This is a genomic window from Escherichia sp. B1147 (genome assembly GCF_001660175.1).
Classification (GTDB): Bacteria; Pseudomonadota; Gammaproteobacteria; order Enterobacterales; family Enterobacteriaceae; genus Escherichia; species Escherichia whittamii.
In genome coordinates this window covers 239,706-261,920 of record NZ_LFHY01000008.1, presented here as the reverse complement: position 1 = coordinate 261,920, position 22,215 = coordinate 239,706, and the positions used below count along the sequence as shown (strand labels likewise).

General features: G+C 50.8%; 23 protein-coding genes and 1 pseudogene. 16 read left to right on the top strand and 8 right to left on the bottom strand.

What is annotated here, in order from left to right; genetic code table 11:
• Nucleotides 1–146 precede the first annotated feature (146 nt).
• The 4 genes from xylA (at nt 147) to yiaA (ending at nt 3,981) form a co-directional block, all read left to right on the top strand.
• On the top strand, nt 147–1,469 hold the full coding sequence (gene xylA / locus A9180_RS08550) for a xylose isomerase (RefSeq protein ID WP_064527882.1): 1,323 nt from the start codon (nt 147–149) through the stop codon (nt 1,467–1,469).
• Nucleotides 1,470–1,539: 70 nt separating this feature from the next.
• Nucleotides 1,540–2,994 carry a xylulokinase gene (gene xylB / locus A9180_RS08545; protein WP_064527880.1) on the top strand — a complete coding sequence of 485 codons (1,455 nt, stop codon included), beginning with the start codon at nt 1,540–1,542 and terminating at the stop codon, nt 2,992–2,994.
• 166 nt (nt 2,995–3,160) lie between these two features.
• Nucleotides 3,161–3,502 carry an inner membrane protein YiaB gene (gene yiaB / locus A9180_RS08540; protein WP_064527878.1) on the top strand — a complete coding sequence of 114 codons (342 nt, stop codon included), beginning with the start codon at nt 3,161–3,163 and terminating at the stop codon, nt 3,500–3,502.
• Nucleotides 3,503–3,543: 41 nt separating this feature from the next.
• Nucleotides 3,544–3,981: an inner membrane protein YiaA gene (yiaA, locus tag A9180_RS08535; RefSeq protein WP_064527876.1), complete on the top strand. Its 438-nt coding sequence runs from the start codon at nt 3,544–3,546 to the stop codon at nt 3,979–3,981.
• A gap of 41 nt (nt 3,982–4,022) precedes the next feature.
• Here yiaA and wecH read toward each other — a convergent pair whose 3' ends face one another.
• On the bottom strand, nt 4,023–5,018 hold the full coding sequence (wecH, locus tag A9180_RS08530; RefSeq protein WP_064527874.1) for an O-acetyltransferase WecH: 996 nt from the start codon (nt 5,016–5,018) through the stop codon (nt 4,023–4,025).
• Nucleotides 5,019–5,191: 173 nt separating this feature from the next.
• Between wecH and A9180_RS08525 the strand changes: the two genes are divergently transcribed.
• The 3 genes from A9180_RS08525 (at nt 5,192) to glyS (ending at nt 8,577) form a co-directional block, all read left to right on the top strand.
• On the top strand, nt 5,192–5,491 hold the full coding sequence (locus A9180_RS08525) for a YsaB family lipoprotein (protein ID WP_064527872.1): 300 nt from the start codon (nt 5,192–5,194) through the stop codon (nt 5,489–5,491).
• Nucleotides 5,492–5,586: 95 nt separating this feature from the next.
• Nucleotides 5,587–6,498 (top strand): glycine--tRNA ligase subunit alpha, encoded by a 912-nt coding sequence (glyQ, locus tag A9180_RS08520; RefSeq protein ID WP_001168544.1) that lies wholly within the window; start codon nt 5,587–5,589, stop codon nt 6,496–6,498.
• Between the two features lie 9 nt (nt 6,499–6,507).
• Nucleotides 6,508–8,577 carry a glycine--tRNA ligase subunit beta gene (glyS, locus tag A9180_RS08515; protein ID WP_064527871.1) on the top strand — a complete coding sequence of 690 codons (2,070 nt, stop codon included), beginning with the start codon at nt 6,508–6,510 and terminating at the stop codon, nt 8,575–8,577.
• 122 nt (nt 8,578–8,699) lie between these two features.
• Here glyS and A9180_RS08510 read toward each other — a convergent pair whose 3' ends face one another.
• Nucleotides 8,700–9,587: a LysR substrate-binding domain-containing protein gene (locus A9180_RS08510; RefSeq protein WP_064527869.1), complete on the bottom strand. Its 888-nt coding sequence runs from the start codon at nt 9,585–9,587 to the stop codon at nt 8,700–8,702.
• A 133-nt stretch (nt 9,588–9,720) separates the two neighbouring features.
• Here A9180_RS08510 and A9180_RS08505 point away from each other — a divergent pair, with 133 nt between their 5' ends.
• The 5 genes and pseudogenes from A9180_RS08505 to A9180_RS08485 form a co-directional block, all read left to right on the top strand.
• Nucleotides 9,721–10,731 (top strand): aldo/keto reductase, encoded by a 1,011-nt coding sequence (locus A9180_RS08505; protein ID WP_064527867.1) that lies wholly within the window; start codon nt 9,721–9,723, stop codon nt 10,729–10,731.
• Nucleotides 10,732–10,750: 19 nt separating this feature from the next.
• Nucleotides 10,751–11,548 (top strand): SDR family NAD(P)-dependent oxidoreductase, encoded by a 798-nt coding sequence (locus A9180_RS08500; RefSeq protein WP_064527865.1) that lies wholly within the window; start codon nt 10,751–10,753, stop codon nt 11,546–11,548.
• A gap of 25 nt (nt 11,549–11,573) precedes the next feature.
• Complete coding sequence (locus A9180_RS08495; protein WP_064527863.1) at nt 11,574–11,990, top strand: SRPBCC family protein; 417 nt, start codon at nt 11,574–11,576, stop codon at nt 11,988–11,990.
• Nucleotides 11,991–12,144: 154 nt separating this feature from the next.
• A complete protein-coding gene (locus tag A9180_RS08490; protein WP_064527861.1) occupies nt 12,145–12,360 on the top strand; it encodes a DUF1471 domain-containing protein in 216 nt (71 codons plus the stop codon).
• Nucleotides 12,353–12,540, top strand: a pseudogene (locus tag A9180_RS08485) (alkene reductase); the annotation flags it as partial. The gene A9180_RS08490 and the pseudogene A9180_RS08485, both read left to right, overlap by 8 nt.
• Before the next feature lie 176 nt (nt 12,541–12,716).
• Here the strand turns inward: A9180_RS08485 and cspA are convergent.
• Nucleotides 12,717–12,929, bottom strand: a complete 213-nt coding sequence (cspA, locus tag A9180_RS08480; RefSeq protein WP_000014594.1) for an RNA chaperone/antiterminator CspA — start codon at nt 12,927–12,929, stop codon at nt 12,717–12,719.
• Nucleotides 12,930–13,209: 280 nt separating this feature from the next.
• Nucleotides 13,210–13,500, bottom strand: coding sequence for an HTH-type transcriptional regulator (locus A9180_RS08475; RefSeq protein ID WP_064527856.1), 291 nt, complete (start codon nt 13,498–13,500; stop codon nt 13,210–13,212).
• 419 nt (nt 13,501–13,919) lie between these two features.
• Here A9180_RS08475 and A9180_RS08470 point away from each other — a divergent pair, with 419 nt between their 5' ends.
• Nucleotides 13,920–14,630, top strand: a complete 711-nt coding sequence (locus A9180_RS08470) for a DUF3053 domain-containing protein (RefSeq protein ID WP_064527854.1) — start codon at nt 13,920–13,922, stop codon at nt 14,628–14,630.
• Nucleotides 14,631–14,678: 48 nt separating this feature from the next.
• On the opposite strand, the gene ghrB is transcribed toward A9180_RS08470, so the two are convergent.
• Together ghrB and A9180_RS08460 are read right to left on the bottom strand one after the other, a co-directional pair.
• Entirely contained in the window at nt 14,679–15,653 is a 975-nt protein-coding gene (gene ghrB / locus A9180_RS08465) for a glyoxylate/hydroxypyruvate reductase GhrB (protein ID WP_064527851.1), read from the bottom strand.
• A gap of 103 nt (nt 15,654–15,756) precedes the next feature.
• A complete protein-coding gene (locus tag A9180_RS08460; RefSeq protein ID WP_000747625.1) occupies nt 15,757–16,416 on the bottom strand; it encodes an OmpA family lipoprotein in 660 nt (219 codons plus the stop codon).
• A 152-nt stretch (nt 16,417–16,568) separates the two neighbouring features.
• Between A9180_RS08460 and bisC the strand changes: the two genes are divergently transcribed.
• On the top strand, nt 16,569–18,902 hold the full coding sequence (bisC, locus tag A9180_RS08455; RefSeq protein ID WP_074399499.1) for a biotin sulfoxide reductase: 2,334 nt from the start codon (nt 16,569–16,571) through the stop codon (nt 18,900–18,902).
• On the opposite strand, the gene A9180_RS08450 is transcribed toward bisC, so the two are convergent.
• Both A9180_RS08450 and tag read right to left on the bottom strand, forming a co-directional pair.
• Nucleotides 18,871–19,311 (bottom strand): N-acetyltransferase, encoded by a 441-nt coding sequence (locus tag A9180_RS08450; protein WP_064527847.1) that lies wholly within the window; start codon nt 19,309–19,311, stop codon nt 18,871–18,873. The two genes, bisC and A9180_RS08450, sit on opposite strands and share 32 nt — an antisense overlap.
• Nucleotides 19,308–19,871 (bottom strand): DNA-3-methyladenine glycosylase I, encoded by a 564-nt coding sequence (gene tag / locus A9180_RS08445; protein WP_064527845.1) that lies wholly within the window; start codon nt 19,869–19,871, stop codon nt 19,308–19,310. The genes A9180_RS08450 and tag overlap by 4 nt, the downstream gene beginning before the upstream one ends.
• Nucleotides 19,872–20,028: 157 nt before the next feature.
• On the opposite strand from tag, the gene A9180_RS08440 reads away from it, so the two are divergent.
• Together A9180_RS08440 and A9180_RS08435 are read left to right on the top strand one after the other, a co-directional pair.
• Nucleotides 20,029–20,727, top strand: coding sequence for an autotransporter outer membrane beta-barrel domain-containing protein (locus A9180_RS08440; protein WP_064527843.1), 699 nt, complete (start codon nt 20,029–20,031; stop codon nt 20,725–20,727).
• A 228-nt stretch (nt 20,728–20,955) separates the two neighbouring features.
• Nucleotides 20,956–22,158 (top strand): MFS transporter, encoded by a 1,203-nt coding sequence (locus A9180_RS08435; protein ID WP_064527841.1) that lies wholly within the window; start codon nt 20,956–20,958, stop codon nt 22,156–22,158.
• Nucleotides 22,159–22,215 lie beyond the last annotated feature (57 nt).

Genomic DNA, 22,215 nt, shown 5'->3' with positions numbered 1-22,215 from the left:
CATTCCATTTTATTTTGCGAGCTAGCGCACACTTGTGAATTATCTCAATAGCAGTGTGAAATAACATAATTGAGCAACTGAAAGGGAGTGCCCAATATTACGACATCATCCATTACCCGCGGCATTACCTGATTATGGAGTTCATTATGCAGGCTTATTTTGACCAGCTCGATCGCGTTCGTTATGAAGGTCCCAAATCCTCTAACCCGTTAGCATTCCGTCACTACAACCCCGACGAACTGGTGTTGGGTAAGCGTATGGAAGACCATTTGCGTTTTGCCGCTTGCTACTGGCACACCTTCTGCTGGAACGGGGCGGATATGTTTGGTGTAGGCGCGTTTAACCGTCCGTGGCAGCAACCTGGCGAGGCGCTGGCATTGGCGAAGCGTAAAGCAGATGTCGCATTTGAGTTTTTCCACAAATTACATGTGCCTTTTTATTGCTTCCACGATGTGGACGTTTCTCCAGAAGGCGCATCGTTAAAAGAGTACATCAATAACTTTGCGCAAATGGTCGATGTGCTGGCAGGCAAACAAGAAGAGAGCGGAGTGAAACTGCTGTGGGGAACCGCTAACTGCTTTACTAACCCACGTTATGGCGCGGGCGCAGCTACGAATCCAGATCCGGAAGTTTTCAGCTGGGCAGCAACACAAGTCGTTACGGCGATGGAAGCGACGCATAAACTGGGTGGTGAAAACTATGTATTGTGGGGCGGTCGCGAAGGTTACGAAACTCTGCTGAATACCGATTTGCGACAGGAGCGTGAACAGATTGGCCGCTTTATGCAGATGGTGGTTGAGCATAAACATAAAATCGGTTTCCAGGGTACCCTGCTTATCGAACCGAAACCGCAAGAGCCGACCAAACATCAATATGATTACGATGCCGCGACGGTCTACGGCTTCCTGAAGCAGTTTGGCCTGGAAAAAGAGATTAAACTGAATATTGAAGCAAACCACGCAACGCTGGCGGGTCACTCTTTCCACCATGAAATTGCCACTGCCATTGCGCTCGGACTGTTCGGTTCTGTTGATGCCAACCGTGGTGACGCGCAGTTGGGCTGGGATACTGACCAGTTCCCGAACAGCGTGGAAGAGAATGCGCTTGTGATGTATGAAATCCTCAAAGCAGGCGGTTTCACTACCGGCGGTCTGAACTTCGATGCCAAAGTACGTCGTCAGAGCACCGATAAGTATGACCTGTTCTACGGTCATATTGGCGCGATGGATACGATGGCACTGGCGCTGAAAATTGCAGCACGCATGATTGAAGACGGTGAGCTGGATAAACGCGTAGCGCAACGTTATTCCGGCTGGAATAGCGAACTGGGCCAGCAAATTCTGAAAGGCCAAATGTCATTGGCGGATTTAGCAAAATATGCCCAGGAACATAATCTTGCACCGGTGCATCAGAGTGGTCGCCAGGAGCAGTTGGAAAATCTGGTAAACCATTATCTGTTCGACAAATAACGGCTAATTGTGCAGTCCGTTGGCCCGGTTATCGGTAGCGATGCCGGGCATTTTTTAAGGAACGATCGCTATGTATATCGGGATAGATCTTGGCACATCGGGCGTGAAAGTCATTCTGCTCAACGAGCAGGGTGAGGTAATCGCTTCACAAACAGAAAAACTAACCGTTTCGCGCCCGCATCCCCTCTGGTCGGAACAAGACCCGGAACAGTGGTGGCAGGCAACTGATCGTGCGGTGAGAACGCTTGCGCAACAATATTCTTTGCAAGAGGTTAAGGCGTTAGGGATTGCCGGACAGATGCACGGAGCAACGTTACTTGATGCTCGACAACAAGTATTACGTCCAGCCATTTTGTGGAATGACGGGCGCTGTGCGCAAGAGTGCGCTTTGCTTGAAGCACGAGTCCCGGATTCGCGCGCTATAACCGGCAATCTGATGATGCCAGGATTTACCGCGCCTAAGCTGCTGTGGGTGCAACGCCATGAGCCGGAGATATTCCGCCAGGTAGACAAAGTTTTATTGCCGAAAGATTATTTGCGTCTGCGTATGACCGGAGAGTTTGCCAGTGATATGTCTGATGCGGCAGGCACCATGTGGCTGGATGTCGCGAAGCGTGACTGGAGTGATGTCATGCTGCAAGCTTGCCAGCTGTCTCGTGACCAGATGCCAGCATTATACGAAGGCAGTGAAGTTACCGGGACTTTGCTACCCGAGGTGGCAACAGCATGGGGAATGGCGGCAGTGCCCGTTGTCGCGGGCGGCGGCGATAACGCGGCTGGCGCGATTGGTGTGGGTATGGTTGATGCCAACCAGGCAATGCTGTCGCTGGGAACTTCTGGTGTTTATTTTGCGGTGAGCGAAGGCTTTTTAAGCAAGCCGGAAAGCGCCGTACACAGCTTTTGCCATGCATTACCACAGCGTTGGCATTTAATGTCGGTGATGTTGAGTGCGGCATCGTGTCTGGATTGGGCCGCGAAATTAACCGGCCTGAGCAATGTCCCAGCCTTAATTGCAGCTGCGCAACAGGCAGATGAAAGTGCCGAGCCAATCTGGTTTTTGCCTTATCTTTCCGGCGAGCGCACCCCGCACAATAATCCACAGGCGAAGGGGGTTTTCTTTGGCCTGACCCATCAGCACGGCCCTAATGAACTGGCGCGAGCAGTGCTGGAAGGCGTGGGTTATGCGTTGGCCGATGGCATAGATGTAGTGCACGCCTGCGGCATTAAACCGCAAAGTATTACGCTGATTGGTGGTGGAGCGCGTAGTGAGTACTGGCGTCAGATGCTGGCGGATATCAGCGGTCAGCAGTTGGATTACCGCACGGGTGGTGATGTAGGGCCAGCACTGGGCGCAGCAAGGTTGGCGCAGATTGCGGTGAATCCAGCTAAATCGCTCAGTGAATTGTTACCGCAACTGCCGTTGGAGCAATCGCATATGCCGAACGCGCAGCATTATGCCGCTTATCAGCCACGACGCGAAACATTCCGTCGTCTCTATCAGCAACTTCTGCCACTAATGGCGTAAACGTATCCCCTGCCTGACCGGGCAGGGATAATTCCCGTCTATATATATTATCAATTCATTAATATTTAATATGAATTTATTCTGAAAATCATTTGTTAATGGTGTTTTTCAGTTTTGTCTTTCGTTGGTTACTCGTAATGTATCGCAGGTAGATACGGAGATCATTATGAAAACCTCAAAGACTGTGGCAAAACTATTATTTGTTGTCGGGGCGTTGGTTTATCTGGTTGGGCTATGGATCTCATGCCCATTGCTAAGTGGCAAAGGTTATTTTCTTGGCGTGTTAATGACGGCAACGTTTGGCAATTATGCTTATCTTCGCGCAGAAAAACTCGGGCAACTGGATGACATGTTTATTCGCATCTGCCAGTTAGTTGCGTTAATCACTATCGGTCTGTTGTTTATCGGTGTTTTAAATGCCCCCGTTAACGCTTATGAAATGGTGATTTATCCCATTGCCTTCTTCGCTTGCTTGTTTGGTCAGATGCGGTTATTGCGTTCAGCATGAGCTATGTAGCTCTTACAATGTAATATGAAAGGAACTCTGTGATGGAAAACAAAATATCAACCTATTCTCCGGCATTCAGTATTGTGTCATGGATAGCTCTCGTTGGTGGCATCGTTACTTATCTGTTAGGGCTATGGAATGCGGAGATGCAGTTAAATGAAAAAGGGTATTATTTTGCCGTGCTGGTTTTAGGACTGTTTTCTGCGGCGTCTTATCAAAAGACCGTTCGGGACAAGTATGAAGGCATACCGACCACCTCCATTTATTATATGACCTGCCTGACTGTCTTTATTATCTCTGTTGCATTACTGATGGTAGGCCTGTGGAATGCAACGTTATTACTCAGTGAAAAAGGCTTTTATGGTCTGGCCTTCTTTTTAAGCTTGTTTGGTGCAGTAGCGGTTCAGAAAAATATCCGTGATGCCGGAATCAACACCCCAAAAGAAACGATAGCTGCGCAGGAAGAATATAGCGAATAATCTCCGTAAGCCCGGTCAGTCCAGTGTGACCGGGCTTTTACTTAACTCACTAATCTGTTTTTATCGATTCGTTGCACCAGCACAGAAAGTAACAGACTTGCTGCCAGCGTCGCGCAAAAGATCCAAATAATATCCAGTATTGGCCAGCTTTTAAGCTCAATCCCTCGGGTGCGCAGCGCATGGATAATCAACGCGTGGAACCCGTATATACCCAAAGAATGGCGTGATATCAGCCCAAGCCAAGGAACAGTGCGTGTATCCAGCGTATTTTTTACCAGAATCAGTAACGCAATTGCGCAGATAAAAACCATCGGCCCACAGTAAAGATACCAGGTATCAGCAAAGTTTCCGCGCCACTGTAATTCATATAATGTCCCACGAGAGATAATAAATACCCCCGCAACAAACAGTGCGGCGCTCATCCACGACAGTGGTTTATGTTGCGTATCCATCATGCCAATGGCGCGGCCCAACATGCCATACAGGATGTAGTAAAAAGTATCGCCATTGATATATAAGTTAATCGGTAGCCATTCGAAGCCGTCGATCTTCTGTGGAACGGTGTTTGGGTTAGCGATGATGCCAATCACCCCCATTAGTACCAGCAACATTTTACCGCTAACGTTTTTCACCTGAACCAGTGGCGAAACCAGATAAATCACCGCAATCGCGAAGAAAAACCATAAGTGATAAAACACAGGCTTTTGTAGCAGGTTTTTCAGTGCTAACTCCACATTGATAGCGGTAAAAAGTGCAATGTAGATCAACGCGATGACACTATAAAACAGCAGGCATAAGCCGATACGCAAGAAATGACGCGGCTGGGCGCTACGCTCGCCAAAAAAGAGATAGCCGGAAATCATGAAAAATAATGGCACGCTGACACGGGAGGCAGAATTTAGAACATTCGCGATATCCCAGGTTACGGGGCTAACGCTATGGGCGTTGGTTACATACCAGGTGGTGGTATGAATCATCACCACCATTAAACAGGCTATCCCTCGCAGGTTATCAATCCAATAAATTTTGGGTTGCATCTGTGTCTCTGTAACTGGTTAAAAAAGGTCTGACCGATAAATCATTCGGCTGGTGCACTGGAATAATCCGAGTTTTATCTCTACAGCTTATAGGGGCTTGAGGAAATTCGTTAGAGTCAGCCACTATACCGATATTAATAATAAGACTCACCTGCAAATAAGACGGTAATTTAATGATGATGAACTATTTCTTTCCGGCAATGGCGCTTATTGTGTTAGTGGGATGCTCGACACCGCCACCCGAGCAGAAAGCACAGCGGGTAAAGGTTGAGCCGCTGCGTTCATTGAATATGGAAGCGTTGTGCAAGGGGCAGGCGGCAAAACGTTATAACACCGGCGAGCAAAAAATCGACGTCACTGCATTTGAACAGTTCCAGGGGAGCTACGAAATGCGTGGTTATACCTTCCGGAAAGAGCAGTTTGTCTGTTCTTTTGACGCAGATGGCCATTTTTTGCATCTTTCCATGCGTTAAGGCCAGCCTTTTTCCCGTTTCGTACTGTATATCTTCCATCCAGCGGGTATACTGATCCCTTCCTTTAAATCCACACGTATCCAGCACGAAATAATATGCAAAAGTTTGATACCAGGACCTTCCAGGGCTTGATCCTGACCTTACAGGATTACTGGGCTCGCCAGGGCTGCACCATTGTTCAACCATTGGACATGGAAGTCGGCGCGGGAACCTCTCACCCAATGACCTGTCTGCGCGCGCTGGGGCCAGAACCGATGGCGGCTGCTTATGTCCAGCCTTCTCGTCGCCCGACCGATGGTCGCTACGGCGAAAACCCCAACCGTTTACAGCACTACTATCAGTTCCAGGTGGTGATTAAGCCATCACCGGACAATATTCAGGAGCTGTACCTCGGTTCTCTGAAAGAGCTGGGCATGGATCCGACTATCCACGATATCCGTTTTGTGGAAGATAACTGGGAAAACCCGACGCTGGGTGCCTGGGGTCTGGGCTGGGAAGTGTGGCTGAACGGCATGGAAGTGACACAGTTCACTTACTTCCAGCAGGTTGGCGGTCTGGAATGTAAACCGGTTACCGGCGAGATCACTTACGGTCTGGAGCGCCTGGCCATGTACATTCAGGGCGTAGACAGCGTTTACGACCTGGTCTGGAGCGACGGCCCGCTGGGTAAAACCACCTACGGCGACGTATTCCATCAGAACGAAGTGGAGCAGTCCACTTACAACTTCGAATACGCGGATGTGGACTTCCTGTTCACCTGCTTCGAGCAGTACGAGAAAGAAGCCCAGCAGTTGCTGGCGCTGGAAAATCCGCTGCCGCTGCCAGCCTACGAGCGTATTCTGAAAGCCGCCCACAGCTTTAACCTGCTGGATGCGCGTAAAGCCATCTCCGTCACCGAGCGTCAACGCTACATTCTGCGTATTCGCACCCTGACCAAAGCAGTGGCAGAAGCATACTACGCTTCCCGTGAAGCCCTCGGCTTCCCGATGTGCAACAAAGATAAGTAAGAGGCGGCCATGTCTGAGAAAACTTTTCTGGTGGAAATTGGCACTGAAGAACTGCCACCAAAAGCACTGCGCAGCCTGGCTGAGTCCTTTGCTGCGAACTTTACTGCGGAGCTGGATAACGCCGGCCTCGCACACGGCACCGTTCAATGGTTCGCTGCTCCGCGTCGTCTGGCGCTAAAAGTGGCTAACCTGGCGGAAGCACAGCCAGATCGCGAAATCGAAAAACGCGGCCCGGCAATTGCCCAGGCGTTCGACGCCGAAGGCAAACCGAGCAAAGCGGCGGAAGGTTGGGCGCGTGGCTGCGGGATCTCCGTTGACCAGGCCGAGCGCCTGACTACTGACAAAGGCGAATGGCTACTGTATCGCGCCCACGTGAAGGGCGAAAGCACCGAGGCGTTGGTGCCGAATATGGTCGCGACTTCTCTTGCGAAGCTACCGATCCCGAAACTGATGCGCTGGGGCGCGTCTGACGTGCACTTCGTACGTCCGGTTCACACTGTGACTCTGCTGCTGGGCGACAAAGTCATTCCGGCAACTATTCTGGGTATTCAGTCCGATCGCGTGATTCGCGGCCACCGCTTTATGGGCGAGCCGGAAATTACTATCGATAATGCCGATCAGTATCCGGAAATTCTGCGTGAGCGCGGTAAAGTCATCGCCGATTACGAAGAACGTAAAGCGAAGATTAAAGCTGATGCCGAAGAAGCGGCGCGTAAGATTGGCGGTAACGCTGACTTAAGCGAAAACCTGCTGGAAGAAGTGGCTTCTCTGGTTGAATGGCCGGTTGTTCTGACTGCGAAATTCGAAGAGAAATTCCTCGCGGTGCCATCTGAAGCGCTGGTTTACACCATGAAAGGTGACCAGAAGTACTTCCCGGTGTACGCGAACGACGGCAAACTGCTGCCGAACTTTATCTTCGTTGCCAACATCGAATCGAAAGATCCGCAGCAAATTATCTCCGGTAACGAAAAGGTTGTTCGTCCACGTCTGGCGGATGCCGAGTTCTTCTTCAATACCGACCGCAAAAAGCGTCTGGAAGATAACCTGCCGCGTCTGCAAACGGTACTGTTCCAGCAACAGCTGGGTACGCTGCGTGATAAAACTGACCGCATCCAGGCACTGGCTGGCTGGATTGCTGAACAGATTGGCGCTGACGTTAACCACGCAACCCGTGCGGGCCTGCTGTCTAAGTGTGACCTGATGACCAACATGGTCTTCGAGTTCACCGACACCCAGGGCGTTATGGGGATGCACTACGCGCGTCACGATGGTGAAGCGGAAGATGTGGCAGTGGCGCTGAACGAGCAGTATCAGCCGCGCTTTGCCGGCGATGACCTGCCGTCTAACCCGGTAGCCTGTGCGCTGGCGATTGCTGACAAGATGGATACTCTGGCGGGTATCTTCGGTATTGGTCAGCATCCGAAAGGCGACAAAGACCCGTTTGCGCTGCGTCGTGCGGCACTTGGCGTGCTGCGTATTATCGTTGAGAAGAACCTCAACCTTGATTTGCAAACGCTGACCGAAGAAGCGGTGCGCTTGTACGGTGATAAGCTGACTAACGCCAATGTGGTTGATGATGTTATCGACTTTATGCTCGGTCGTTTCCGCGCCTGGTATCAGGACGAAGGTTACACCGTCGACACCATCCAGGCGGTACTGGCACGTCGTCCGACTCGTCCGGCAGATTTCGATGCCCGTATGAAGGCGGTATCGCACTTCCGTACGCTGGATGCAGCGGCAGCACTGGCGGCGGCGAACAAGCGCGTATCTAACATTCTGGCGAAATCAGACGAAGTGCTGAGTGATCGCGTTAATGCCTCCACCCTGAAAGAGCCAGAAGAAATTAAGCTGGCGATGCAGGTGGTTGTGCTGCGCGACAAACTGGAGCCGTACTTCGCGGAAGGTCGTTACCAGGAAGCGCTGGTTGAACTCGCCGAGTTGCGTGAACCGGTAGATGCTTTCTTCGATAAAGTGATGGTCATGGTTGATGACAAAGAACTGCGTATCAACCGTCTGACTATGCTGGAGAAACTGCGCGAATTGTTCCTGCGCGTTGCGGATATTTCTCTGTTGCAGTAATAACTCCTTTAATAAAAAACCTGCCATCTGGCAGGTTTTTTTATCGCTATAACCCGTCCTGAATAGTGTTGACACGTTCTGGTCGGGGCTCAAGCGGGAACTAATGGTTCCCGCTTAACGTTTTATTCACCGCGCAGAATCTGGCGGAAATGGGAAACCAGCGGACGTTGGTTGGCTTTATGCCATGCTGCCCATAATTGCGTTGAATAATTCATCCACGGCAATTCACGTAATACCACCCCTTCCGGCGCATTATGACGCAGACTATGTTGAATTAAGGCCAGACCTAATCCCGCAGCGACCAGACCTAATGCCGTGAGTGGTTCACCCGCTTCCAGGCGAATATCAGGATTAAACCCGGCGTTAACACAGGCGGCGACAAAATGATCGCGAGAATGCGCATCGTCGTTATGAATCACCGCAATCCACTGCTGATCGCCAAGTTGCGGCGCAACAAGGTTTTCCTCCTGCGCCAGAGGATGATTTTGCGGTAAGGCCAACAACATTCGATCATCCAGAACCTGAATATATTCCAGATCCTGCTCGCTGTCGGCGGGCGGCGTATCGACCAGGGAAAAATCGAGACTGCGCTGGCGCAGGCCTTCAATCTGGGTGGCCGGTGGTTGGCTGTAAAGTGCGATATGCACATTCGGACGCGATACACGTAACGTACGTAGCGCAGTAGAAAGCACACCGGAATGCATGGCGTTTTCAATATAGCCAATACACAAGCCGCCATCTTCACCACGCCCCAGGCGTTTGCCTAACGACTCCAGACGGTTGGCGTGTGTCAGCAACGAACGTGTTTCGGCAAGGAATGTATGTCCATCAGCGGTCAGGCGAATGCGCTGCTGATTACGCTCAAACAGCGTCAGCCCCAGCCGTTCTTCCAGTTGTGCAATCTGGCGGCTCAGTGGTGATTGCGAGATATGTAATCGCTCGGCTGCGCGTCCCACATGCTCTTCTTCTGCGACCACCACGAAGTACTTCAGTTGGCGTAAATCAATCATGTTAGACCTCAAAGGACTTAAGTCAGACGAATTATGTCCTATCAGGTCACAGCATTGCAATGTATTGTGATCCTCGTCACAGGGCGATAGCAAAAAAACGCCCGAACCCAAACTGAATAATTGAGGACATCTTATGAGCATCAAAAATTTACTTCCCGGCAAAATTGGCTTAGGCGGCGCACCACTCGGCAACATGTTCCGTGCCATTCCGGAAGAAGAGGCCCACGCCACCGTGAGCGAAGCCTGGAACCTGGGCGTGCGTTACTTTGATACCGCGCCGCTGTACGGCTCTGGCCTTTCTGAAATCCGCATGGGTGAAGCGCTGTCTCAATATCCACGCGATGAATACGTTCTGAGCAGCAAAGTCGGCCGCATCATGCTGGACGAAATGGAAGATCCGGCAAAACGTGATTTCGGTGAAAAAGGTGGCCTGTTCGAACACGGCCTGAAAAACAAAATTCTGAATGACTACTCTGCTGACGCCACGCTGCGCTCGATTGAAGACAGCCTGAAACGCCTGAAAACAGACCGTCTGGATATTGTCTGGATCCACGACCCGGCGCAGGACTTCTACGGTGACAGCTGGCTGGAGCAGTTCAACATTGCCCGTACCGGTGCGTTTCGTGCGCTGACACGTTTGCGTGACGAAGGTGTGATTAAAGCCTGGGGACTGGGTGTGAACCGCGTCGAACCTTGCGAACTGACGCTGGCGCTGGACGAACCGAAGCCAGATGCGTTCCTGCTGGCGGGGCGTTATTCCCTGCTGGATCACGAACGTGCGCTGCAACGCTTGATGCCAGAAGCACTGGAACAGAACGTGGATATTGTTGTGGGCGGTCCGTACAGCTCTGGCGTACTGGCAGGTGGCGAGCACTTTGAATATCAGAAAGCCTCTGCGGCCATCCAGCAGAAAGTGGCACAAATTAACGCCATTGCCACACGTTTCAATGTGAACGTTAAAGCAGCTGCGCTGCAATTCGCGCTGGCAAACCCGGCCGTTGCGGCGGTTATTCCTGGCTCCAGCCGTCCTGGTCGTATGGCAGAAGATCTGGCTGCACTGAATGCGCCTGTTTCGGCTGAATTTTGGGCAGAAATGCGCCGTCAAAATCTGGTTGCGGAAAACGCTCCGCTGCCGACCCGTTAATCAACCTGGTGAGAATACGATGAAACTGGATCTGACAGGTAAAGTCGCGGTGGTCAGCGGCTCAACCTCCGGCATTGGGCAGGGTATTGCCGCCGGACTGGCAAAAGCAGGCGCAACGGTGGTTGTCGTCGGCCGTAAACAGAGCGGCGTTGATGACGCCATGGCTGCGATTGCGGCACAAACTCCCACGGCGTCACTGCGCGGCGTGGTGGCCGATCTCAGCACCGAAGACGGCGTGGCTACGCTGATCACTGCAGTCCCAACGGCTGATGTGCTGGTCAATAATCTGGGTATTTTCAACGATAAAGATTTCTTTAGCGTTCCGGATGATGAGTGGATGCACTTCTATAACGTCAACGTCCTCTCTGGCGTTCGTCTGGCGCGTCACTATGCGCCAGGTATGGCGGAGCAGGGCTGGGGGCGGATTATCTTTGTCTCGTCCGAATCCGGCGTGGCAATCCCTGGCGACATGATCAACTACGGCGTCACCAAAGCCGCGAATCTGGCGGTTTCTCATGGTCTGGCGAAACGACTGGCGGGGACCGGTGTGACCGTCAACGCCATTCTGCCAGGGCCAACCTTTACCGATGGCCTGAAAGAGATGCTGGCGGATGCCGCTGCACAGTCGGGACGCAGTGCGCGTGAACAGGCCGATGAGTTTGTTAGAACCTCGCGTCCGAGCTCCATCATCCAGCGTGCGGCGGATGTGGAAGAAGTGGCGAATCTGGCGGTTTATCTCGCGTCACCGCTTTCCTCGGCAACCACAGGGGCAGCTCTGCGCGTCGATGGCGGCGTCGTCGACACCTTGACTATGTAACCCTATAAATTAAGAGAAAATTATCATGGCTAAAACAACTGTATCGATCGAAATTCCGGCGTCTGCCGACGCCGTATGGCAATTGATGGGCGGCTTTGATGCGCTGCCAGACTGGCTACCCTTCATCCCGAAAAGCGTGGTGACAGAAGGTGGTCGCGTTCGTTCGCTGACAACCTCTGACGGCGGCACTGTGGTTGAACGTCTGGAAGCGTTCGATAACCGCCAGCGCAGTTATACCTATTCTATTATTCAGGCACCGTTCCCGGTTGTGGATTATCTCTCCACCATCACGGTTCAGGAGACTGCCGACAGCCAGGTTTCCCGTGTGGAATGGTCAGGTGAATTCACCCCTGTGAACGTGAGCAATGAAGAGGCCGAGGCGCTGTTTACCGGCATCTACCGTGATGGCCTCAAGGCGCTGAAAGACAACTTTGTTGCCTGATGCGAACGACAGGCGTTGGAATGTCCGGCGCCTGATTATTAACAATATAGAATAGCCTATTGTCATTTGTATCATTTATGTCATCAAACAACAGGCGTGTTCTCCTCTCATCGCGTTATCCGACGCACTTAATCAATATATTCTGGATATAACTATGAAAACTATTATCGCAATTGTTACCGCTTCCCTGTTCTCTGCTGCGGCGTTCAGCGCTTCTGCGCAATCCGTAACGGCAACGGGTACCACGCTGGATTCTGCGGAAGCGGTTATTGCGCAGAAAGCGAAAGAGATGAATGCCTCTGAATACAAAATTACCAGCGCTCGCATGGGCAATACCGTCACCATGAGTGCCGAACTGTATATACACTAAAGCGCGCGCCGAAGAGGCGCTGGCTAACGGCTGGGCGGATCTGATTGGTTTTGGTCGCCCGTTTATTGCCAACCCGGATCTTCCGCATCGTCTGGAAAACGATTTACCGCTGAATGCGCCATCAAAGAGAAATTCTTTGGCGGTGGTAAAGATGGATATCTGGATTATCCGGTTCTCTGAATTTGTTTTTTGTCAGTGTGTCGTGATTGCCACATGCCGGACTTTTGTCCGGATATTCCTGTGCCGGATCTGGATTGTTCCTGCGACTGCTCTTCTCTACATTTAAAGCGTTTTTTCAAATAAAAAAATCCCCGCCAATTGGCAGGGATCTTAGATTCTGTGCTTTTAAGCAGAGATTACAGGCTGGTTACGTTACCAGCTGCCGGGCCTTTAGCGCCGCTTTCGATGGTGAAGGACACTTTCTGACCTTCGTCCAGAGATTTGTAACCATCGTTCTGGATAGCAGAGAAGTGTACAAACACGTCTTTAGAGCCATCGTCAGGAGTGATGAAGCCGAAGCCTTTGTCAGCGTTGAACCATTTTACGATACCAGTCATTTTACCGGACATAGTGTATTACCTTTAATAATTAAGTGTGCCTTTCGGCGATATGGCGTGCTTTACAGATTTTTGAAGCGTTAAAGGAATGTGCACTACGAGGGGTATCAACGATAACTCTTGAAGGGACTTGCCTTACTACACTGCTTTAATGGTCTGTACGTCAAACCGTTGAGTGCATTAAGCCACGCATTGGGGGCCGATGCAACAATTATTTTTCAAATTTATGATTAATTGGTCGGAAAGCGGTCCTGTCATCAGGACCGTAAACATCAAAAAAGTTAATAAAACTCTATTCCATCAACTGTTTACTTAATGCCGGATTGGCCTGAATCAGACGCATTAATTTTAGTTCAGCACTGGAAGGCTTCACTCGTCTGGATTCCCATTCCTTTACCATCGCAACGGATACGCCCAAAACCCGGGCGAAATCATCAATTTTTAACCCCGTTCCTTTGCGTAATTGCTCAATCTCGGTACAGGGCGTTGGTATGTGCGTCAGGGTAATCTTCTGTGTTTCATCTTTAAAAACAATTTGTTCCAGGCTGCTCAACAGCTCATACATTGGATCTTTATATTCCATTGAAAACTCCTCAAATCACACTGCGGGATCGTGAATTGCATTGAAGCTCATTAAGAATAGCCGGGAAACACAGACTCAGCGGGAAGCAGCCGGAGTGTGATTCGATTCAGCTTATCAATAACTGTGACTTATAGTTACCTAACGATATGATTAATGCCGATATATTTTGCAGAATCCAGTATTGTAAAGATTCCGAAAATTTCACCTATTGAAGAGAAGTAAAGTTCTGGCTAAAAAACGCAATAGCAATGCCTGTTTTTAACAATGAAACAACAAATTAACCTTCCTTCATTTTCTACATCATTTTCCCAGGAAGATTATGCATAAAGGGTATCTTGCAAGCTTGTCCTGGACTATCCTTGTCACGTCAGACACACGTGTGTCGTTGTGCGCTTTTTTTGGGTGAAAGGAGTAAGAAAATGGCGACAGGAAAGTCCTGCTCTCGCTGGTTTGCGCCTCTTGCGGCGTTATTAATGGTAGTTAGCCTGAGTGGGTGTTTTGATAAAGAAGGTGATCAGCGTAAAGCGTTTATCGACTTCCTGCAGAATACAGTGATGCGTAGCGGTGAGCGTCTACCAACCCTGACTGCCGATCAGAAAAAACAATTTGGTCCTTTTGTCTCTGATTACGCGATTCTGTATGGCTATTCCCAACAGGTGAATCAGGCGATGGATTCCGGTCTGCGTCCGGTTGTAGACAGCGTTAACGCAATTCGAGTACCACAGGATTATGTCACGCAAAGTGGTCCACTGCGTGAAATGAACGGTTCGCTGGGTGTACTGGCGCAACAGCTACAAAATGCGAAGTTGCAGGCCGATGCAGCGCACTCTGCGCTGAAACAGACTGATGACCTGAAACCAGTCTTTGATCAGGCATTCACCAAAGTGGTGACGACACCGGCTGATGCGTTACAACCGTTGATTCCGGCGGCGCAAACCTTTACACAACAACTGGTAATGGTTGGGGACTATATTTCCCAGCAGGGTACTCAGGTAAGCTTTGTGGCGAATGGTATTCAGTTCCCGACTTCGCAGCAGGCGAGTGAATATAACAAACTGATTGCGCCATTACCGGCACAGCATCAGGCGTTTAATCAGGCCTGGACCACTGCAGTAACTGCAACCCAATAAAGAGTAAAAGCCCGAGAGATTTTCGGGCTTTTCTCCACGCAGTCGCGGTTAGTCTGCGACTTGCGGATTCACACAGTTCTTCTCGACATTCCCTTGTAACGCATTAATCAAATTATCCACAGCACAGGCGGCCATGCCATAACGCGTCTCATGGGTGGCAGAGCCAATATGTGGGACTGCGACGACATTTGCCATTGAGAGCAGCGGTGAATCTACTGACAGTGGCTCTCGTTCGAAGACATCCAACCCGGCGGCGTGAATTTCCCCTTTCTGCAATGCCGCAATCAGTGCATTTTCGTCAACCACCGGTCCACGTCCTGCATTAATGAAGATGGCGGAGGATTTCATTTTGGCGAATTGTTCAGCGCCAAACAGGTGATGAGTTTCTTCTGTCAGCGGTAGGATCAGGCAAACGAAATCCGATTCTTGTAACAGCGTATCCAGATCGCAATAACGGGCGTTAAAGCGTTCTTCAGCTTCTTTATGGTGGCGGCGAGCGTTATAGAGAATCGGCATATTGAAACCAAAGTGTGCCCGCTGCGCCAGTGCCATGCCGATCCGTCCCATCCCGACAATGCCAAGTGTTTTATGATGCACGTCGCTGCCGTACCAGTCCGGGCCGATGCTCGCGGTCCATTCACCTGCTTTTACGCGTTCAGCTACCTCGACAACCCGACGCGCGGTACACAGCACCAGCGCCATCAGCGTATCGGCCACCGTCTCCGTTAATACGGTTGGCGTATGCATTAGCAGGATTTTTCGGGCGGTAAGCGCATCGACATCGAAATTGTCATAGCCTACAGAGATAGTTGATGTGGCACGCAGTTTCGGCATTTTTTCCAGCAACACGGCATCAACATTTTTATTTGAGCCTAACAAGCCCTCGGCTTCGGCAAAAATCTGCGCGTTTTGCTCAACGGTTTGTGGAGTCAGATCTGTCACCTGGTGAACGGTGAAATGCGCTTGCAGGCGTTGCAGTAAATCATCAGGTAAGGCTTTGTAGAGGATAACGGACGGCTTCATGCTTCTCTCCATTCACTGATAAGGGGATCACCTTAGCCTGAAAAATGAAGCAGGAAAACCTAAGAATACCAGGTGATTGAATCACCACCTGGCATGAAAGTGATTACAGCGGGCTTAACGTAATTTCTACGCGACGGTTTTGGGCTTTGCCTTCTGCGGTGCTGTTGCTGGCGATTGGATTAGCCGGGCCAAGACCCTGGGTACGAATACGGCTGGCGTCAACGCCCTGGGTAATCAACGCGCTGGCAACGGAATCAGCACGCTGCTGCGAAAGGCGCATGTTCAGGTCATGACCGCCAGTGCTGTCGGTGTAGCCAATCACGTTAACCGCCGTTTTCGGGTACTCTTTCAGCACCATTGCAACACCGGTCAGGGTGTTAGCACCTGCTGGTTTCAGAGTGGCGCTGCTGCTGTCGAAGGTCACATTGTTCGGCATGTTGAGGATAATGTTGTCCCCGCTACGGGTTACGCTAACGCCTGTGCCGCGCATTTTGTCGCGCAGTTTCGCTTCCTGTACATCCATGTAATAGCCAACGCCGCCGCCCAGTGCCGCGCCTGCTGCTGCGCCAATCAGTGCGCCTTTACCGCGATCTTTCTTCGAAGAAGAGAGTGCGCCAATACCCGCGCCAACGAGAGAGCCCAGACCCGCGCCAATAGCAGATTTACCCGCTTCGCGTTCGCCGGTGTAAGGGTTAGTTGTACAGCCAGATACCGCCAGAGCGCCACTCACAACGGCGGCAATAAGATAAACACGTTTCTTCATTGTTAATCCTTAATAACCTTTTTATTCTTTGCCACGGGTTTCGTGGCGGAAGATTATGCCGCGTGAACATGAAGATTATTCCTGGGAATACTCGGAAATTTGTAAGTAATATTTAACTGCTCAATACATCTAACTTTTCAGGAGCCTTCGGTTTGGCCAACTCATCCTCACGTTATTCTGTTCTTACTGCTGCCCACTGGGGACCCATGCTGGTTGAAACCGACGGTGAAACAGTTTTTAGCTCGCGTGGTGCGTTAACCACAGGAATGGAAAACTCCTTGCAGAGTGCGGTTCGCGACCAGGTTCATAGCAATACGCGGGTGCGATTTCCGATGTTGCGTAAAGGCTTTCTTGCGTCACCGGCAAACCCACAAGGCATTCGCGGGCAGGACGAATTTGTGCGCGTGAGTTGGGATGAGGCACTGGATCTTATTCACCAACAACACAAACGTATTCGTGGAGCTTATGGTCCTGCGTCGATTTTTGCTGGTTCCTACGGCTGGCGTTCAAACGGCGTGCTGCATAAAGCGTCAACCTTATTACAACGCTATATGGCGCTGGCAGGCGGCTATACCGGCCATCTGGGGGATTATTCGACCGGCGCGGCACAGGCGATTATGCCGTATGTTGTGGGCGGCAGCGAAGTTTATCAGCAGCAGACCAGTTGGCCGCTGGTGCTGGAACATAGCGATGTGGTGGTGCTGTGGAGTGCTAACCCTCTAAATACGCTGAAAATTGCGTGGAATGCATCCGATGAGCAGGGGCTTTCTTACTTTTCCGCACTGCGTGACAGCGGGAAAAAGTTGATCTGTATTGATCCCATGCGATCGGAAACCGTCGATTTCTTTGGCGATAAAATGGAATGGGTGGCACCGCATATGGGAACTGATGTGGCGCTGATGCTGGGGATAGCCCATACGCTGGTGGAAAACAGCTGGCACGACGAAGCGTTTCTGGCACGTTGCACTACCGGCTATGACGTCTTCGCCTCTTATTTACAGGGCGAGAGTGATGGCATAGCGAAAACTGCCGAATGGGCGGAGGAGATTTGTGGTGTTCCGGCAGATAAAATTCGCGAACTGGCGGCTATTTTCCATCAAAACACGACCATGCTGATGGCGGGATGGGGAATGCAGCGTCAGCAGTTTGGCGAGCAAAAGCACTGGATGATCGTCACGCTGGCGGCAATGTTAGGGCAAATTGGCACACCTGGTGGCGGTTTTGGCCTTTCCTACCATTTTGCTAATGGCGGTAACCCTACGCGCCGCGCCGCAGTGCTCTCTTCCATGCAAGGCAGTTTGCAGGGGGGGACGGATGCGGTAGATAAAATCCCTGTCGCCCGTATTGTCGAGGCTCTGGAAAACCCAGGTGGCGCATATCAACACAACGGCATGAATCGTCACTTTCCGGATATACGCTTTATCTGGTGGGCGGGCGGCGCCAATTTTACACATCATCAGGACACTAATCGTCTGATTCGTGCCTGGCAAAAACCGGAGCTGGTGGTCATTTCAGAATGCTTCTGGACGGCGGCAGCGAAACACGCCGATATCGTCCTGCCTGCAACCACGTCTTTTGAGCGTAACGATCTCACCATGACCGGAGATTACAGCAATCAGCATCTTGTTCCGATGAAACAAGTGGTGCCACCGCGTGACGAAGCGCGTAATGATTTTGACGTCTTTGCTGAATTAAGCGAACGCTGGGAGAAGGGCGGCTATGCACGGTTTACGGAAGGGAAAACTGAGCTGCAATGGCTGGAAATGTTTTATAACGTTGCCCAGCAGCGTGGGGCAAGTCAGCAGGTTGAATTGCCACCGTTTGACGAGTTCTGGCAAGCCAACCGGTTGATTGAGATGCCAGAAAGTCCTGACAGTGAGCGGTTTATTCGCTTCGTCGATTTTCGTCGCGACCCACAGGCGCATCCGTTAAAAACTGCCAGTGGCAAGATTGAAATCTTCTCGCAGCGTATTGCGGATTACGGTTACCCGGATTGTCCGGGGCATCCCATGTGGCTGGAGCCGGATGAGTGGCAGGGTAATGCCGAACCGGAACAGTTGCAGATACTTTCTGCCCACCCCGCACATCGTTTGCACAGCCAGCTAAATTACAGTTCTCTGCGTGAATTATACGCGGTGGCAAACCGCGAACCTGTCACCATCCACCCTGATGATGCACGAGCGCGAGGCATAAAAGAGGGCGACACGGTACGCGTGTGGAACTCGCGCGGGCAAATTCTTGCCGGAGCGGTCATTAGCGAAGGTATTAAACCTGGCGTGATTTGCATTCACGAAGGGGCATGGCCCGATCTGGATTTAACCGCTGGCGGCATTTGTAAAAACGGCGCGGTGAACGTGCTGACGAAAGATCTCCCCAGCTCGCGGCTGGGGAATGGATGCGCGGGTAACACTGCGTTAGCGTGGCTGGAGAAATACACTGGCCCGGAACTGCCACTTACGGCGTTTGATCCGCCTGCCAATCCATAATCCAGGTGGGAAGTTGGGTTTCTTCCTGCCAGGCGCAGTCGACAATATGGAATCCTTGCGCATGGTAAAAATTTATCGCGGGCTGGTTTTTCTGGTAAACCTCCAACAATAAATGGGGATGGCGTTGTTGCACATGTTGCATCAGCGCCTTACCAATACCGCGCCTGACGGCCTTTGGTGTGACAAACATCGCAGCCAAAAATCGTCCTTCCATCACGCTGACAAAACCGAGAAACTTGCCGTCTTCTTCCCACACCCAGTTTTGCGCGTTGGCAAGATAAGCGTCACGCACCAGCGGAATGCAGTCACGCCAGTAGCTTTCTTCTATAAAAGGATGTCCCCAGGTTGTACTTTCCAGCCATAATTCAAGGATCGCAGGTAATTCCAAACGTTGCGCTTCTCGAATCATGATTTCCTCCCCGGATGGCAACAGCAGCCAACGACATGATCGTTCACTAGTCCGCATGCCTGCATAAAGGAGTAACAAATCGTCGTGCCAACAAATTTGAAGCCGCGTTTTTTCAGTGCTTTGGAAAGCGCATCAGAGGCGGGCGTTGACGTGGGGATTTCGCTCAACGTTTTGGCTTGTGTCACCTGTGGCTGATGGTTTACGAACGACCAGACAAAGTCGGCAAACGGTTCGCCGTTCTGCTCCATTTGCAGGTATGCCCGTGCATTACCAATTATCGCCTGAATTTTCCCACGATGGCGGATAATCCCGGCATCAAGCACCAGTCTTTCGACGTCCTCTTCCTGCATTGCCGCGACTTTTACCGGATCGAACTGATGAAAACAGGCGCGATAGTTTTCACGTTTTTTGAGAACGGTAATCCAGGATAACCCTGCCTGTTGCCCTTCAAGGCAGATCATTTCGAACAGTTTATTACTGTTGGTTTCAGGCACGCCCCACTCATTATCGTGGTAGGCAATATAAAGCGGGTCCTGACTCACCCAGCCGCAACGTTCCATACTTTCCCTCGCTATGTACCCGATCGTAAATATTTCACCCTCTTTTCTTGACGCATCGGTGAAAAAGTCAATATTTAATACAGGGCTAAGATGCCCGACATCCTACATACAATGACAATAATATTGCCGAATTCGGCTCTTCCCTGGAGTCGTGTTAATGATCATAAAAAAATGCGGTGGTCGCTGGCCCCTAAGTCTGCTGGCGAGCGTGGTAATCAGTTCTTTTTTTCTCAACACAGCTTACGCCTGGCAACAAGAATATATCGTTGATACGCAGCCAGGACATACCACAGAGCGTTATACCTGGGATAGCGATCACCAACCGGATTACAACGATATTTTGTCGCAACGTATTCAAAGTAGCCAAAGAGCGCTGGGACTGGAAGTTAATCTGGCGGAAGAAACCCCGGCGGATGTGACCAGCAGTATGAGTATGGGCTGGAATTTTCCTTTATATGAGCAGGTTACAACGGGACCAGTCGCTGCATTACATTACGATGGCACAACCACCTCGATGTATAACGAGTTTGGTGACAGTACTGCAACACTGACCGATCCGTTATGGCATGCCAGCGTCAGTACGTTAGGCTGGCGTGTTGATTCCCGACTTGGCGATTTCCGTCCCTGGGCGCAAATCAGCTACAACCAGCAATTTGGTGAAAATATCTGGAAGGCTCAATCAGGCCTGAGTCGCATGACGGCGACAAATCAGAATGGTAACTGGCTTGATGTGACCGTAGGCGCCGATATGTTGCTTAACCAACATATTGCCGCCTATGCCGCGTTATCCCAGGCAGAGAATAGCGCCAATGATAGTGATTATTTGTATACCATGGGCGTTAGCGCCAGATTTTAACGTATTTTTTACAACTATGGGCTGCTAATAACAACCATTGCAATGATAGTGGGTGCTAACTGACCAAATAATTATTGTGGTGAATATTTGTCACGTCATTCATTCCTGAACTAAGGCATTTCATTCCGTTCTGATGGCATTTCATGCCTTTTTTTCCCCTGCATAAAATGCACTTCGTTATGTTTGTCGGCAGAGAATTTTCCTTTTTACTACCGCAGGAATACTGCCATGACACCTTCAAACTATCAGCGTACGCGCTGGCTTACCCTTATCGGTACCATTATCACCCAGTTTGCGCTGGGGTCAGTTTATACCTGGAGCCTGTTTAATGGCGCGCTCTCTGCCAAACTGGATGCGCCGGTCAGTCAGGTTGCTTTCTCCTTCGGTCTGTTGAGTCTGGGACTGGCGATTTCTTCTTCTGTTGCAGGCAAGTTACAGGAACGTTTTGGTGTCAAGCGCGTCACAATGGCTTCCGGTATTCTGCTGGGATTGGGTTTCTTCCTTACCGCGCATTCCAACAGCCTAATGATGCTGTGGTTGAGCGCTGGTGTGCTGGTCGGTCTGGCAGATGGTGCGGGCTACCTACTGACCCTTTCTAACTGCGTGAAGTGGTTCCCGGAGCGTAAAGGTCTGATCTCCGCATTCGCCATTGGTTCTTATGGTCTGGGAAGCCTGGGTTTCAAATTTATCGACACACAATTGTTGGAAACGGTCGGTCTGGAAAAAACCTTTGTAATTTGGGGCGCGATTGCGCTGGTGATGATTGTCTTTGGCGCGACTTTAATGAAAGATGCGCCGAAACAGGAAGTAAAAACCAGTAACGGCGTGGTGGAAAAGGACTACACCCTGGCAGAGTCTATGCGTAAACCGCAATACTGGATGCTGGCGGTAATGTTCCTGACGGCCTGCATGAGCGGCCTGTATGTGATTGGGGTAGCGAAAGATATTGCTCAGAGCCTGGCGCATCTTGATGCAATCTCCGCGGCCAATGCGGTAACAGTTATTTCTATTGCTAACCTTTCTGGTCGTCTGGTGCTGGGCATTCTGTCTGACAAAATCGCCCGTATCCGCGTCATCACTATTGGACAGGTTATTTCGCTGGTGGGTATGGCTGCACTGCTATTTGCACCGTTGAATGCGGTGACGTTCTTCGCGGCGATTGCCTGTGTGGCGTTTAACTTCGGTGGCACAATTACCGTCTTCCCGTCACTGGTGAGCGAGTTCTTCGGCCTCAATAACCTGGCGAAAAACTACGGTGTGATTTATCTCGGCTTTGGTATCGGTAGTATCTGCGGTTCGATTATCGCCTCACTGTTTGGCGGTTTCTATGTGACCTTCTACGTGATTTTCGCCCTGCTGATTCTGTCTCTGGCGCTTTCAACGACCATTCGCCAGCCAGGGCATAAAATGTTGCGTGAGGCACATATTTAGAAATATGTTGCTGCTAAAATAAATGCCAGAGGGGAGACTTCAATGTCTCCCTTTTTT

Excerpts from the sequence above, each read along its gene's own strand:
- cspA (WP_000014594.1), bottom strand. The coding sequence starts at position 12,929 with ATGTCCGGTAAAATGACTGGTATCGTAAAATGGTTCAACGCTGACAAA.
- tag (WP_064527845.1), bottom strand. The coding sequence starts at position 19,871 with ATGGAACGTTGCGGCTGGGTGAGTCAGGACCCGCTTTATATTGCCTAC.
- A9180_RS08470 (WP_064527854.1), top strand. The coding sequence starts at position 13,920 with ATGGCGACAGGAAAGTCCTGCTCTCGCTGGTTTGCGCCTCTTGCGGCG.
- glyS (WP_064527871.1), top strand. The coding sequence starts at position 6,508 with ATGTCTGAGAAAACTTTTCTGGTGGAAATTGGCACTGAAGAACTGCCA.
- wecH (WP_064527874.1), bottom strand. The coding sequence starts at position 5,018 with ATGCAACCCAAAATTTATTGGATTGATAACCTGCGAGGGATAGCCTGT.
- A9180_RS08450 (WP_064527847.1), bottom strand. The coding sequence starts at position 19,311 with ATGATTCGAGAAGCGCAACGTTTGGAATTACCTGCGATCCTTGAATTA.
- A9180_RS08460 (WP_000747625.1), bottom strand. The coding sequence starts at position 16,416 with ATGAAGAAACGTGTTTATCTTATTGCCGCCGTTGTGAGTGGCGCTCTG.
- glyQ (WP_001168544.1), top strand. The coding sequence starts at position 5,587 with ATGCAAAAGTTTGATACCAGGACCTTCCAGGGCTTGATCCTGACCTTA.
- A9180_RS08505 (WP_064527867.1), top strand. The coding sequence starts at position 9,721 with ATGAGCATCAAAAATTTACTTCCCGGCAAAATTGGCTTAGGCGGCGCA.
- A9180_RS08435 (WP_064527841.1), top strand. The coding sequence starts at position 20,956 with ATGACACCTTCAAACTATCAGCGTACGCGCTGGCTTACCCTTATCGGT.
- ghrB (WP_064527851.1), bottom strand. The coding sequence starts at position 15,653 with ATGAAGCCGTCCGTTATCCTCTACAAAGCCTTACCTGATGATTTACTG.
- xylA (WP_064527882.1), top strand. The coding sequence starts at position 147 with ATGCAGGCTTATTTTGACCAGCTCGATCGCGTTCGTTATGAAGGTCCC.
- xylB (WP_064527880.1), top strand. The coding sequence starts at position 1,540 with ATGTATATCGGGATAGATCTTGGCACATCGGGCGTGAAAGTCATTCTG.
- A9180_RS08495 (WP_064527863.1), top strand. The coding sequence starts at position 11,574 with ATGGCTAAAACAACTGTATCGATCGAAATTCCGGCGTCTGCCGACGCC.
- yiaB (WP_064527878.1), top strand. The coding sequence starts at position 3,161 with ATGAAAACCTCAAAGACTGTGGCAAAACTATTATTTGTTGTCGGGGCG.
- A9180_RS08440 (WP_064527843.1), top strand. The coding sequence starts at position 20,029 with ATGATCATAAAAAAATGCGGTGGTCGCTGGCCCCTAAGTCTGCTGGCG.
- A9180_RS08510 (WP_064527869.1), bottom strand. The coding sequence starts at position 9,587 with ATGATTGATTTACGCCAACTGAAGTACTTCGTGGTGGTCGCAGAAGAA.
- yiaA (WP_064527876.1), top strand. The coding sequence starts at position 3,544 with ATGGAAAACAAAATATCAACCTATTCTCCGGCATTCAGTATTGTGTCA.
- A9180_RS08475 (WP_064527856.1), bottom strand. The coding sequence starts at position 13,500 with ATGGAATATAAAGATCCAATGTATGAGCTGTTGAGCAGCCTGGAACAA.
- A9180_RS08500 (WP_064527865.1), top strand. The coding sequence starts at position 10,751 with ATGAAACTGGATCTGACAGGTAAAGTCGCGGTGGTCAGCGGCTCAACC.
- A9180_RS08490 (WP_064527861.1), top strand. The coding sequence starts at position 12,145 with ATGAAAACTATTATCGCAATTGTTACCGCTTCCCTGTTCTCTGCTGCG.
- A9180_RS08525 (WP_064527872.1), top strand. The coding sequence starts at position 5,192 with ATGATGATGAACTATTTCTTTCCGGCAATGGCGCTTATTGTGTTAGTG.